This window comes from Parachlamydiales bacterium (assembly GCA_041671045.1).
Classification (GTDB): Bacteria; Chlamydiota; Chlamydiia; order Chlamydiales; family JABDDJ01; genus JABDDJ01.
In genome coordinates, this window is sequence record JBAZCF010000008.1 from 15,093 (window position 1) to 29,120 (window position 14,028).

General features: G+C 36.0%; 12 protein-coding genes. 4 read left to right on the forward strand and 8 right to left on the reverse strand.

Translation table 11 applies throughout. The features are described from left to right. Positions 1-368 precede the first annotated feature (368 nt). On the forward strand, positions 369-2,273 hold the full coding sequence (locus WC222_08870; GenBank protein ID MFA6916495.1) for a hypothetical protein: 1,905 nt from the start codon (positions 369-371) through the stop codon (positions 2,271-2,273). Between the two features lie 209 nt (positions 2,274-2,482). After that, complete coding sequence (locus WC222_08875) at positions 2,483-3,208, forward strand: hypothetical protein (protein ID MFA6916496.1); 726 nt, start codon at positions 2,483-2,485, stop codon at positions 3,206-3,208. A gap of 304 nt (positions 3,209-3,512) precedes the next feature. On the opposite strand, the gene WC222_08880 is transcribed toward WC222_08875, so the two are convergent. The 4 genes from WC222_08880 to WC222_08895 all read right to left on the reverse strand — a co-directional run bounded on the left by WC222_08880 (position 3,513) and on the right by WC222_08895 (position 6,502). Further along, entirely contained in the window at positions 3,513-4,319 is an 807-nt protein-coding gene (locus WC222_08880) for an aldo/keto reductase (GenBank protein MFA6916497.1), read from the reverse strand. A gap of 79 nt (positions 4,320-4,398) precedes the next feature. After that, positions 4,399-4,818 carry an SET domain-containing protein gene (locus WC222_08885; GenBank protein ID MFA6916498.1) on the reverse strand — a complete coding sequence of 140 codons (420 nt, stop codon included), beginning with the start codon at positions 4,816-4,818 and terminating at the stop codon, positions 4,399-4,401. 26 nt (positions 4,819-4,844) lie between these two features. Continuing rightward, entirely contained in the window at positions 4,845-5,738 is an 894-nt protein-coding gene (locus WC222_08890; protein MFA6916499.1) for an arginine deiminase family protein, read from the reverse strand. A gap of 176 nt (positions 5,739-5,914) precedes the next feature. Next, positions 5,915-6,502 (reverse strand): peptidylprolyl isomerase, encoded by a 588-nt coding sequence (locus tag WC222_08895; protein ID MFA6916500.1) that lies wholly within the window; start codon positions 6,500-6,502, stop codon positions 5,915-5,917. 208 nt (positions 6,503-6,710) lie between these two features. Between WC222_08895 and WC222_08900 the strand changes: the two genes are divergently transcribed. After that, positions 6,711-7,706 carry an aldo/keto reductase gene (locus tag WC222_08900; protein ID MFA6916501.1) on the forward strand — a complete coding sequence of 332 codons (996 nt, stop codon included), beginning with the start codon at positions 6,711-6,713 and terminating at the stop codon, positions 7,704-7,706. Positions 7,707-7,713: 7 nt separating this feature from the next. Here WC222_08900 and WC222_08905 read toward each other — a convergent pair whose 3' ends face one another. Then, complete coding sequence (locus tag WC222_08905) at positions 7,714-9,528, reverse strand: hypothetical protein (protein MFA6916502.1); 1,815 nt, start codon at positions 9,526-9,528, stop codon at positions 7,714-7,716. 253 nt (positions 9,529-9,781) lie between these two features. Here WC222_08905 and WC222_08910 point away from each other — a divergent pair, with 253 nt between their 5' ends. After that, positions 9,782-11,608 (forward strand): hypothetical protein, encoded by a 1,827-nt coding sequence (locus WC222_08910; GenBank protein MFA6916503.1) that lies wholly within the window; start codon positions 9,782-9,784, stop codon positions 11,606-11,608. A gap of 92 nt (positions 11,609-11,700) precedes the next feature. Here the strand turns inward: WC222_08910 and WC222_08915 are convergent, their stop codons facing one another. From WC222_08915 to WC222_08925, 3 genes are all read right to left on the reverse strand, one after another. After that, on the reverse strand, positions 11,701-12,315 hold the full coding sequence (locus WC222_08915) for a hypothetical protein (protein MFA6916504.1): 615 nt from the start codon (positions 12,313-12,315) through the stop codon (positions 11,701-11,703). A gap of 182 nt (positions 12,316-12,497) precedes the next feature. Continuing rightward, the gene (locus tag WC222_08920; GenBank protein MFA6916505.1) at positions 12,498-13,493 is read right to left on the reverse strand and encodes a M56 family metallopeptidase; all 996 of its coding nucleotides are present in this window, start codon (positions 13,491-13,493) and stop codon (positions 12,498-12,500) included. Further along, positions 13,490-13,861 carry a BlaI/MecI/CopY family transcriptional regulator gene (locus tag WC222_08925; GenBank protein MFA6916506.1) on the reverse strand — a complete coding sequence of 124 codons (372 nt, stop codon included), beginning with the start codon at positions 13,859-13,861 and terminating at the stop codon, positions 13,490-13,492. The genes WC222_08920 and WC222_08925 overlap by 4 nt, the downstream gene beginning before the upstream one ends. Positions 13,862-14,028 lie beyond the last annotated feature (167 nt).

The window sequence follows — 14,028 nt, forward strand, 5'->3', positions numbered from 1 at the left end:
ACATAACACGCTCGATAAACAGAGTTTTAACTACTTTGTCCTTGGATTTAGTTTGTCCGTGATCATTTTGACGCTGCTAACATGGCCTGTTGCTGCTGCACGTTTCTAGCATTTGCGTGTGCAGGGTTTTTCTGGTTTATCTACCATTGGAACTTGTTGAATTTTGATTTGAAATATTAAATAAAAGGTGACTGATCACTCAATCATCTATCACTTCGATACTACGCTAGTTTACCACTTGCGTGTATCAACTCAGCGACCTTCTATTAATAAACGCGTACTTTCTATTTATCTCCTATTTATTGAGTTGATAAAATCAAACTAGCAAGATAAAATAACTTAGTTTCATTTTAGGGTTAATTAAATTTATGATTGAATCTTTTTCCACAACATCCTCTCCTAGTTCAAGCACGAGCACGCCAAATCCAATCATTCTGACCTCTGCTGCGGACGTAGATATTCCCTCCCTTATTCTTAATTTTATCAGAGAAAAGCGAAAAGATTCTCAAACAACTCATGAAGCGGTTATTCAAGTCAAAAAGGGAATCCTCCCCTATTGCCAGAGCATTTATGCTGAATGGAAACAGATAGTTCCAAAGCATGCTGAAGATGTAAAATCTAAGAGATTGTTAGATGATATTAAGTTATTAGAAAAGATCATAAAAGATGATAGTCGATCAGGACCTGAGTTACTTAAAGTTCTTATGAAAATTTGGTCTGATATATCTTGGACGAAAAGTGACTGGCGTCCCTTAATTTTAGAAGGTTTAGATTTATTAAAACAGGACCCTTCTTTTGATCCCTATTGCGATATTCAACCGTTATGGGACCAGCCCTATTATGGATATGAGTACGCTCAAATCAATTTTGTTAAGCATTTTTGGCCATTTGAAAATGAATCTAACACCATGGATTTTTTCAATAAATTTTTAAGTCCTGACAAATGGTGTATACAAAATGATTCATGGCTTCATATTGCCGAACTCTGTTCTGAATCGCTTTCATCGAATATACCTGCCTTACAAGCTTTCGTAACTTGCTTTGTAAAAGTTGCTGCCATAATTTCAGATAGAAAACGTGAGCGTCAGATCAAAGAAAACGATGAAGATCACTATTTTTTTAGATTCCTTAGCATATTCAAATCAAATTATCAAAAAAGCGTTTCACCCCAGAAATGGGAGAACCTTTGGTACCTATTTCTATTACGTATCATGGATAATCATAGATTGAAACCGGAAACAAAAGAAGCGTTGTTAAAAGACTATATCGAAATTGTAGTCTCTCCAGACCTATTTAATAAGGTGGAAAGAGGCCAAGAATTGTTTTTCCTCTTACAAGAGGCACATTCTGGACGTAGCCGCTACCCTTATGCTCTCACCATATCCTCTCCGATGGATGCTCTAGTAAAAGAGTTTGCTTCAACCGATAGCACCGAGCGTTGTAAGGATTACATGACAAAATTTACAAATGCCCATCCTCATTGTTCAGGAGCTCAACTCATCAGTATCTTACAGATCTTTTTGAGCAAAGTAGATGATTTGCCTGTTTGCAATGCAACTCATCAATTGGGTTATAATTTCATTAGCAAAATAGACTCTCGTAGTTATTCTCCCCTTATTCCTGATGATTTATATGAACGAGCCCAATTCAAAAGATGCCCCTTAACTTATTTATGCATAGCTACACTGGCCTTTTATTGGAGTCATTCGTGTTCTAAGAAAGTCAACAAACAAATGAAAGATTTCTGGTCTACCATCGATTATCAATCTTTATGGCAATATCCTGAAACTGCAGTTCTATTTTTAAGAATGATGAATTGCTGGATGGAATCAAAATGTACGTATACCGCAAAAGACAAATGGTGTCATCGATTTGTTGAGTTTGCTATGACCGGTTTTAGTTATTTTACTAAAGCTTTATTAACAACGCCTGATCTCCAAACCTCGATTCAATTTTTCAAATTTATTTCATATACACCAAGCAAAAGTATGCATGCAGTTCTAAACTCTTCTTTGCTCTTTTCTAAAGCTTCAGAAATGCTTTTGAGTCATTTGAACGATTCACCTAAAGAAATTATTCAACTATTAGATGAGGTATGGGTTAATCCTTTATGGGAAATAGGGACTGCGGAAGAAAGAAAGGTCTTTGTGGACATGTATGTTGATTTATGCACTAAGGTTTTGGAGGGGTTAGACAAAGAAAATGATAAAATTCATATAAAAAAGGTAAAAGGCCTAATAAGTGAAATATATTCAATGAAACTTCGTATGTGATATCGATGAAGCCCCCCAACAGTTTATAGAAGTGGGCTATCGTCCGAGAATTACTAAGTGTATTTTACAATCAGTTCTTATAAACTAATTAAAAAACAATTTCACTGCCAACTTTAACTTTAATTAAAAATGTTTTTTGTTATTTTAATTGTTATTAATATCTTTATAAGTTATAAATAACAATTAAAATAACAAAAAAAAGAGATATAATGACTATAACTGAAAGGATCCTAAGTAGTTTCAATGAAATTACAGATAGAGATGCTCCGGATTTCTTTGAGACAACAGGCAATTTTTGCTTACACCCTCTTCGCATCCTGTGTGGCTACACCTATACATATGAAAGTGGGTTATATTCTTTAAAAGTGATTTCTACTACAGAAAGTTGCTATGCTGCCGCCCTCCTAGTTTTTGGATATGTGATTACAATTCCTATGACAATAATCGGATTTGCAGCCACTTGGTTTTCAGATTCTCATACTGCATGCTTTGACCAATTCAAAAGAACAATGGCGGAATTAGATAATACTACAGTTATTGCAGAATCACCTACATCTAGCGATTCTCCTGCAACGTTACCTCAAGGTCTACAAGATTTTAGAGACAAAACACGCCAAGAGGCGGTAGAAACGACTAATCGATATTACAACGAACTGAAAGATAAAACACCTACAGTACAAAGAGACATTATTAATAACAAACATGAGCTTATTCTGATCAATATTTTTAGAGATTATGCCCTATCAACTGATGAAAATGAACCTTCAAGAGATAAACTTAAGTACATTTCAGAATGCTATTTTGAGCATTTTCCTAAAATTACATTTGATAATCATGGTTATATAAATCTTGAAATCAAGATAATTATTAATGAATTTGGCCATTGCAAATCTGTTAAAGAGGCAATGGAAGATCAAATGTTAGTAGTGTATTGAATGTTAGATTCTAAATATCAAAATTAAAATCTTTGGGCACCCCTAAAGGCGCTTTCTCGCCAATTCGTTCACCAGCGAAAGTACATAACTTTCTATTAATTAATTTTAAGGCTTACTCACCATTACTCATAAGTAACTGCGAAGCAGTATTTTGCCACGAAGTGGCTACATGATGTTAGCCACTTCGTGGCAAAATACTGCTTCGCAGTCTAAATGTAAGAAGATTGTCATAGAAAGTTATGTAGAAGCGCAAGGTCAAGTCGTCTCACTACTATGCTAAGACAGGTTTATCCCTTCAGACCACTCAAACAAGTAGGGATGCGATTTCTTGTACTACAGCTTTTGGAAGGTCGAAATTAAATATCTCAAGATCATCTTTCATGTGTTTATCGGAGCAAGTCCCTGTCAACGGAACAATGCCTATCTCTACTAAAAATCGAAAGAAAATTTGCGCTGCAGTTTTTTCATATGTTTGAGCTGCATTTTGCAATGTTTTACTCGAAAGAATCTGTGGATTGGCTGTAAGGGTCCAAAAACTTTGATAAATAATTCTGTGTTCTTGACACCACTTACGGATCTCGTTGTCATAACCTGTGTCTGCATAAAAGCGATTCTGTAAAACAGCCGGCTTAATGTTGGCACCCTCATATAACTGTTTCAATATTTCTAAATCATAACAGTTACTTATGCCAATCTGATGGGTTCCTTTCAGGTTGTAGATGTGTTCCATAGCTTGCCATACGATCATCGTTCGATCTATATTTTCTAACGGAGAGTGAAGAATCAGGCCATCTACATAGCTGACACCAAGATTTTTCTTAGATACTTCGAAAGATTGTGCTACTTGCTCGCTCAAAGGAGCACTTCTATCATAAGGTATGTTGAGTGGGTCTTGACCATTTAATGGAGTAAACTTTGTTTGGATATATAAATCCCCACGAGCAATGCCCACCATGCCCAGCCGTTGAATAGCCTCTCCGACGCCAGCCTCATTGTAATGTTTGGGTTGACAAGCTGTATCAATTCCTCTGAATCCGTATTTAACGGCCTGGGTGACCAAGTCAGCTGTTTTATCTTTTTTCCATGCCGTTCCATAGAGTAAACACGGCATTTCAACACCGGACAAAGTGGTAATATTTTTCATATGCAATGATTCAAATTTTTATCGGATTAAAGTCTTTCAGTGAGAATTACTTCTGTTTGTAATACTCTTCTTTTAGGTGTTCCGGTTCGTCAAGATAATTGTAGTCGATCAGAATTTCATCCCCTTCCTTAATATCTTGAATGGCATAAATAGTACGTTCTTTTATATTTTCAACTGCTTGGGCATTAGACACGCGGCTCATTTTGGCAATATTTGGCGTGGACGAGTGATTGATATACCAGCCTATTTCCATACGATCAAAACGTTCGGGACATAGGCACTCTTCATCACTGATATATATGCAGTATTTTCGTAATGAGGCAGGAACATCTTTAACTTTCATCGTTCTAATCTCAAAATCTGAGCTGAAGAGATGTGTCCCTGCAGGTATATCATGGGTTGAAAAAACGCCTACACCGCCAAGTGGTGATGGTTTGAGCATAAATGAAAATTCTGACCATTGCATCGGAACCCCTCTAAGTAGTTATTTTATTAAAAGAGTAGGCTTCCACAAGTTAAGGCGCCATCGGCTTTTATTAGCTCAGACATATTTATTTTTACCAAAGTGACAAACTTTTGGTCACACAGATCTTTGAGGATGGATTCGCTTCGGGGGAACCCTTCCTGAACTATTAGGGTAGAACCTATCCTCAACACGTTGGAAGCTACAGATTCTGGTACTGAAACAAACCTGTAGTCATCGTTTGTTGAGGATTCAATTTCTTCTTTGATTTTCATTCCAGCAGGGGTAGCTGCAACAATAAGAGTCTCAGAATCAAATAAGCTTATAACAGATTTAAGATGAAGTCCCTCAATGACAGGAATACCTATAACTTCAGTTTTTCCTTTAAAAATTTCTTTGAGCTGTTTGAGGGCATATTCATTTGTTCGATGAGAAAGACCAACAAAAAGGTGTTTTCCTGTATACAATATGTCTCCACCATCCATTGTGCAGGGAAATTTAAGATGTATTTTCTTTATTCCCAACTTCTTGATAGCCTCTGCAACAGGTACTTCTTCACCTCTTCTTTCCAAAGCACCCATCCTACTAATGACAGCCAGGTCGTCCACAACTATCGCCGTATCTTCGATAAAATTACAATCGGGATGATGGGGATCGCCTTCTAAACGCAGGACTTCAGGAACTAACTTTTCCAGCAATTGTATATAGTTCTCATGTTGCTGCCTTGCTAAATGAATATTGATGGGTATTAGGGGTGGATTGATCTTTAAGCTGTCTTCAAATGCGTCCGAAAGATCTCTTACCAGAGCAAAACGATAATATGGAGTACCTTCACCGGAGTTTATTTGCCCATAACAACAAAAAGAGGGACTAATGCAGAGAAGAATTGCGAACATGGATAAGTTTATCAAAGATTTTCTCATGCGGCCTCTTCGTAGCAAAAGTTTTTTTGAGTTGTCAGATTAGCAGGTAGTTCGAGATATTTCCAGTGAAAGTTCCACAAATCACTTAATTTTTACATGCCTTTAGAGTGTATTGAGAAGAAGCTAAAATGCTATCTCTTTGGTATAGTTTTTAAACTTGACCGATTCAAAGAAACCTATCGAATAATTTGGATATTTATGATTATAGGTAGTTCTATTTCTTTTCCAAACCAGGGTTGATAAATTTTACCCGAGGGAGAACCTAACGATTCGATTATTTGTACGTTTTCAAACCCTTTTACAACTTGTCCAAAAATAGTATGCTTTTTATTTAACCAAGGCGTGGCTTTGGTTGTAATAAAAAATTGACTCCCATTAGTATTTTTTCCCATATTAGCCATCGCTAGTCTTCCAGGCATATCAAAAAGAACGGTCTTTGAAAATTCATCTTTAAAGTCTGTTCCCCAAATGGACTGTCCCCCCGTTCCATCGCCTTTTGTGTAATCCCCTCCTTGAATCATAAAATCTGGAATTACCCGATGAAAAGAAGAATTATTATAAAAGCCCGCTTCTGATAATAGAATAAAGTTTTCAACAGCTTTAGGGGCCACTTCGGGAAATAAAAGAATCTCCATTGAACCATAATTTGTTTCAATAATTGCGATAGGGTGCTCAATCACGCTCATACTTTTATCTTCAAAGCTTTCTAGATTCAGAAAGAGAGAAAAAGCAAAAAGATAGAAAAACAGTACTTTTTTAATCATGTTAACAAAATCTCATATTTAAAATTAAAAAATAATAACAATCCTAATTAATCTTCATTCAGATATTCATAAGTTTTGTATTCTTCCAAGTATATGACATAAATGTAAATTTTTAATTAAGAGTACAATTAGCTATGTTTCAGTAAACAGTCGTTGATTTTCTGTGCGTTTGATGGTAGACATAAACTAAATTATTAAAAGGAATGTTATGCAAAAACGAAAGCTTGGAAAGAGTAATTTGGAAGTCTCCGCACTAGGATTGGGCTGTATGGGTATGAGTTTTGGCTACGGCGGAGGCCATGATAAAAATGAAATGATTAAGCTTATTCGATCAGCGGTTGAAAAAGGAATCACTTTTTTTGATACGGCAGAAATTTACGGTCCTTTTGCCAATGAAGAATTGGTAGGAGAAGCTTTAGCTCCTTTCCGTGACCGGGTTATTATTGCGACTAAATTCGGTTTTAAAACAGGAATGGAAGGTGAAGTTCCTTTGAACGGGGTAGATAGTAGGCCCGAACACATTAGAGCAGTCGTAGAAGGTTCACTTAAACGACTAAAAACAGATGTGATTGACTTGTACTATCAACATCGTGTGGACCCCCTTGTACCAATTGAAGAGGTGGCTGGCGCTGTAAAAGATCTAATTCAGGCAGGTAAGGTAAAACATTTTGGCTTGTCTGAAGCTGGGGTAAAAACGATCCGCCGTGCACATGCTGTTCAGCCTCTTACTGCAGTTCAAAACGAATACTCCCTTTGGTGGAGACGTCCGGAAGAAGAATTGTTGTCTACATTGGAAGAACTGGGAATAGGCCTTGTAGCGTACAGTCCGTTGGGTAGAGGATTTCTTACAGGAAAAATGGATAAAGATACAAAATTTGAAAAAACGGATTTTCGTAACCTTCTTCCTCGTTTTACGCCAGATGCCATCGAATCCAATCAGGTATTGGTGGATCTGCTTATAAAAATAGCTGCAGAAAAAAAAGCGACGCCAGCTCAAATAGCCCTTGCGTGGCTACTAGCCCAAAAACCGTGGATTGTACCTATTCCCGGTACCACTAAACTCACACGACTTGAAGAAAATATCGGTGCAGTAAATCTAGCATTGACATCTCAGGAACTGAACGAGATTCATTTCACACTTGAAAAAACTAATGTCGTCGGTGACCGTTATCCTGAAGAGTTGGAAAGAAAAACAGGACTGTAAAATTGAATTAATCCGTATTATTAGATAAATCAATTTTTTTTATTTTAATCGAATTTAATTCATTTTCAATATCTTCGATTTGAAACTTGCTAAATCCATTTTTTTGCACGGTCAAGGCGGTAACATTTGAAACATTTCTAAGAAATTCTAAGAAATATTGCATATGGTTGCTTAGTTGGTTTTCGGATAAGTCTAGGTTTATAGGACTTGATAGTCTTTTCAATCTTTTCTCTAATTTATCTAAAACCTCCAAATCACAGTAACATTGTGTTAACCTTAATGTATGAAGTTCTTTGAAGGGTCCTAAATATTTAATAAATTCGATTAAAGCATCTCGATCCTTAATGCCTGAAATTTCTAATACTTTGATGTGCGGCATATTCTGAAGCGTTATTCCAATGATAAAAGCCTGCGAATAGGTAAGTTTTTTAAAATCTAATCTCACTTCGTCAAGGTTAGTACAGTAAACAACATGTTCACAAAATTGAAATACTGCATCTTTTTCTTCATCAAGACCTGTAACAGATATCGATCGAATAGTTTTGTAGTTTTCCATCAACTTTTTGGTAACTTCTGTGAGATTTTCATACCTTTGTGCCACCTCCAGTTGTGATTTTATTACAAGGTGGGGTTTTGGAAGCGGTTGTTTAAAGACATATCGGTCTTCTCCAATTTTAGAAGGCATTTTTTGAATTTTATTTGATATCTCTTTAAGTACTTGCTGAGAATAAGGATAGCCTGATAATTCGAATGTAGAAAGCTTGGTCATTGAACCTAATTGGCTAATAAAATTACTTAGGTGCTCTCCCTCCGTAACCCTACTAATTCTCAAGGAAATTAAATTTGGAAGCTTGCCTATTGCCGATCCTATTTTATCAGCTTGCGAAGGTGATAAGGCGCTAAAATCCAAATCTAAATACATAAGATTCTTACAATTTGAAAGATTTCTACAGAATTCATCTATGGGGCTATCAACCTCACTAAGTGCCTTAATTTTTATCCCCTTAACCTCACTAAAATTTTCTCTCATTTGTTTATTAATTTTTTCTAGTCGAACAAATCCTTCAATAATCCCCTGCTTCTCTGCAGGCATAATACCATGGCTTTGGGAAACCATTTTTTGAAGTTGCAACACCAACTCCTCGCCTGAGGTTTCAATACCTTTTTCGACCATAACAAATTCGCTCTCCAAAACAGCATAGGACTTCTTAGTATTATTATAGTGCCCTGTTAAGAGAAATTGTTTTGCATCGATTTCGCTGGTTAATTTTCCGCTAGCATCATGAGCAAGACAATCTTTAAGCATTTTTTTCATTTCGTTTTCTGCTGAGGGAAGGTCGTCGTGTAAAAGATGTTTTTTTATTTCGTTCAAATCATTAAGTAAGACTGATTTTTCAGGTTCGGAAAGTCCTTTTACCGTATTCTCCATTAGGGAGATATCTTGTAGGTAATTACTTTCCGAATGATTTTCATTTTTGATCGGTCTTCCGGTGTTAGCTAGATGCTTGGGATAAAATTCTTTAAAATTCTCACAGAAAGCTTTCTCGCATTTGTAAATGGTATCGTTAAAGTTTCTCTTTTCAAAAACTTGATAGAAGCTTGGCAAACTGTTTACGTTGCTTGAAGTGAGGACAGAATAGACTCTAACTAGAGCTTCATCCGGTTTATTACTATGGTTGGTAAATATTTCTTGAGCTACGGAATATAATTCTGGGTGGGAATAGAACTGTTCTTCATTAATAAGTGTATTAAATGGTTTATTATTTAAAATTCCGGTCTCTAGGGCATTAATAAGATCTGTACGTGTATATACTGTCGGCATTATTTACCCCACCAAATGGTTTCAATTAATTATAAACCATCCCATTTAAAATAAAAAACATTTCAAAATCAAGCGAATGCTCCTATTTTTTATTGCTTGAAGCGTGTCTGAGTATAATTTTATTACTTATAAATTGTATTTATTTTTTCGGAAGAGAACGATAGTCATTTTAAATACTTCAAAAGCTTTAAAAATCTTATTCAGTAAAATAATCCATTAATTTATTATATTACTTTATTTTTAGGAGTTAGCAATGTTTTCTTTCAATTCTTTTATTGGAGCACCTCGCTGCACCCCCATCCCCAATTATATTGATATTCCTCTAGACTCTTCAGAGGGTATCCCTCTTTATACACGTTTAGATACCCAGATAAAGGCTAAATATTTACAAGGATGCCTTACTTTCGAAGATTGCATCTCTAGAGCCTGGAATACGAGAACACCCTATTTATTAGCACATGTCCGAAGAATCGACAACTCCAGCTATTTTGTGGATGGGAATAAGGTCATGGTAAAAATCGCTACTGATCCTGATTATTTAAAACGTAAGCAATTTTCAGAACTCAAATGCTTTGCCATAAACCCTCTTGAAAATGAAGCTAAACCTCTCCAAGAAGCTATTCCATCTTCAAATTCTTACCTTGATGAAGTCTACTTTAGAAAAAAATTGAGAGAAAACTGGCCTGGAGAAGTTAAAAACAATAAATATGGATACTTAAAGGCTGCAATGCATGCGGATGCTGCTAAGGGGAGCTTTGAGGGTAGAATTAGTATGAGTGAATATTACAGTCTTGAAATTGACATTCCCTCGTCTCATTTCCTCCACATGGCTCAATTATTAAACTTAGAAGGTTTTACGCTTTGTAGACCAGTGTTTCATTTTTTTTCCCCTCATGAATCGTCCTTTATTGGACGGCAACTTCAAAATATTTTGTCTAATCCTATTGTAACAGCAAAGTTAATAGGATTTGAAATTCAAATGAATGGAAGCGTCATTTGCTTTATTGAATCAGAAGACGTTGAGAACATTCGGGAATCTGTCGGTTTGCCGAGAAAAATTGAAAATCAACATCCTTTTTGGGTCAATCTGGCAGTTATGCCACCAAGACAAAGGAAGATGCCGTTTACAGGTCACTGCATTCCTAGTTTAGCGCTGCAAGGATTGGCACTGCAAGTTCCTAAAGTTATCCCTGTAAGCCTTGAAAGAAATATTAACGATGGCATGCCGCTTTATTCAAAAGTCAACTCTAGTCTTCAGCTTGAAGAACTCATTAAAACATCTACAATGAACGGCAACCGCGCAGTGCTCGCCTTAGTTAGGGACGTGGGGACTCATCTTTTAAGGTTTATTTCGGATAAAAAAGTGCTTACCAAACACCTCACAGATCCGTCATACCTTCAAAACAAAAAAATTGAGCTATTGAATTACTATTTCTACGAACTTAAAAGCAGAACTTTTATACAATGTGATTCAACAATACCGGAACATTCATTTAGAAAAGAAATTGCTTTAAGAAAAGCACATCTTCAGTTAGCAGAAGAACAAGAGGCGCTTTATAACGACGGACTTATTCAATATGGTGAAGGAGAACTTCACAAAGCAATTTCTACCTTTAAACTATCTCTAGCTCTCACGCTGGAGAAAGAAATACTAGCTGTGGCAAGCACCATAAGTTTAGAGGGGCATATTAAACAAAACGCTCAAAAATTTACGTATCTATCAGTAAATAATCACTTTGTATACGATATATTACCCATCTTAAGTAAGCTTGGTTTTATAGCTCCTCCCTTCTTTGGAAAGGATAAAATTGAAGCCCACGCATCCATTATTTCTAATAGAGAAGCCCAATCTAATAAGATTACTAGTATTTCCAGGGAAAAAATTCAATTTACTCTTAAGTCTTTCAAAGTCATCCGTCCAGATTTTTGGAATGTTACCCAAGCTGCTATCTTAGAGATTGATTGTCCTCGACTTTCAGAAATCCGTGTTAATCAAGGCTTAAAACCGATGTTAAACGATCATAATTTTCACATTACTATTGGTGTTAAAGGCACAAAAAAGAAACTCTCATATATCTGAGCGCTTTAATTTTAAGAAGCAGCGTAAAATAGCCAAGCTAATGACAATATGTTAGGGATAATGAGAAAATTAGAATGCATCTTTCCATAAAGTTATACTAGGAACACGCTGCCGCTGGGATAAGTATCTCGGTTATTGAAGCAGATGAATGCTTTTTGTTGTTCATCAAATTTGACCCTATCTTTTCCAAAGACTGCTGCTATTTCATCAAAATATTTTTCTATGTCTAAGTTGCTTTGATAACCGGATTGTGTGAGTTTTCCTATTCCGGAGTTATCTCCGGACCAGACTTTAAATATGGCTTTCCCACTAGGCTTTAATGTGCTTAAACACAGCCGGATGTGATTTTTCCTCGATTCCTCATCATTAATGACGTTAAGAATACTTAACGAAAATGCGATATCAAAGGGCCGCTTTTTCGCAACTGCTAACACCTTTTGATTATGTGTAGGGTCTCTCATATAAGGATCATATACAACGGAATCTAACAGATAACGCTGTGCAACATAGGCACAGTTTGCATCACTAGCTCCTCCCCCAATATCCAGGGCTCTGCCACTCAGAGCATACGATAAATTGAATATGCTATCGAACGCCCCAAATCCTTCTGTAAGATCAATTTCATTTGTATATTTATCGATAGAATGCCCAACGACACTACCGCCAACCCAAGAGATTTGGTTTGAATTTCCATTTAAACGAAACATTCATACTCCTTTCATTAACTACGAATGTAGTATTTTTAAACAAGCGGTTCCATTAGCTATTGATTTGCTGCCTTTTAAAACTACAATCGTAGTATTAAAAGGCAGCAAAGTACTCAAAAGCGATTAATTAACACCCTGCGCAGACGTTAAACTACAGTTGTAGTTTTATTCTGCAAATTTATTTAGCTAAATAGGCACAAAGCTGCGATAAGTAATCCTGTAGATGTTATTGCAAGGCTTAAAATGCTGAATTTTTCCTTTGAATTACTTTTCATAAGAATCCTTACTCTTTTTAATATCTGACTTCCTTTTTGTGTTAGATAGCAGGTATTCATGAGTTTTCTATCTTTTATACCTGAAGCTATTTTAACTATGGCTGAGGCGAGATTTTCTTCTATTAAGTGGTATTTCTGTATTCCCTGATCACAGCTCATTTCTTGATCTTCTTCTATTTTATCGATCCAATACTGTGTAGGTATCCACCAGAAAACTGCAGAAAAGATGTTAATTAGAAATTTGGCCTGAGGATCCTTCCATAGTACATGTTCGTATTCATGAGCAATGACAGCTTCAAGCTCTTCATCAGATAAGTTCTTCAGGTGGGACGGTATTACAATTGTCTTGAGATATGTTGCTAGGGGAATATGGATTGCTGAGCTTTCTACAACTAAAACATTATTTGATTCTAGCTGTAGTTTTAGTGGGGTGCTTAGCATGGGATAAAGGATGTTGCTTCCATTCGCTATGACATCATTTATATAGGTATTAGCCTGAAGGGTGATAAGCAATGTCCGGTAAATCTTAAGGAAGGCTATGCTGCCGATAATTACTACAGAATAAAGGCCTATATTGTAGGAGTCCTGAAAAGATAAATATTTTACTAAAGAAATTTCATTGTTCTGCAGATATATCTGGAGGTTGGGAAAGAATGTACCTAGCAGGACTTTCTGAACGCAGCTATAGCAACTTAAAGGATTAAGCCAATTCCCGATACTATATTCGAAGGTTAAAAATTCAATAAGGACACTCACAAATGGCAGAAACCGCAATAAATAGTTGAGACGGTATTTCTTCAAATTGGAGAAGCGTATGATTAACTCCACAACTAGGGCGGAAGTAAAAAACGCTAATGTTGAACTAATAATAAAGGAAAATAGGAAGATAGGCTCAAAGCTCACTTTTTAGACTCTCTCATTTTACGGACCATCTGTTCCATTTCGGCTAATTCGTCATCGGTTAAGTCTTCGGCTGATTCTATTAAATGGCTGACTATTGCGGAGGTTTTAATACCAAAAAACTTTTGCTTAATCTTATCGAGAATGGAAACTGTATTGGTTGCTTTAAGAGTCCAATATTCATATTGAAGCCCAACTCTCTCCCTTGCTAGAAGTTTTTTTTCTGCAAGCCGGCTCATTACGGTCATAATCGTATTGTAGTTATCCAAGCCACCTAGAGATTGATGTACATCTTTTACAGTTTTTCTCTCACCGCTCTTCAAGATGTATAATATTTGTGACTCCAGTTCGCCAAAAGCGCGCTTGACCATGATTACTCCTTATTTGAACACTTATTCTATTACAGATGTAGTATTTAGAACAAGTAAATTTTTCTAGTTAGATGTAAGTTATTTCATTACTAACTAATCAATATAATTACTAAACCATTTAAAAAAACTATTATTCACTCACGCTGAGGAATTCGTAGTGGAAAATT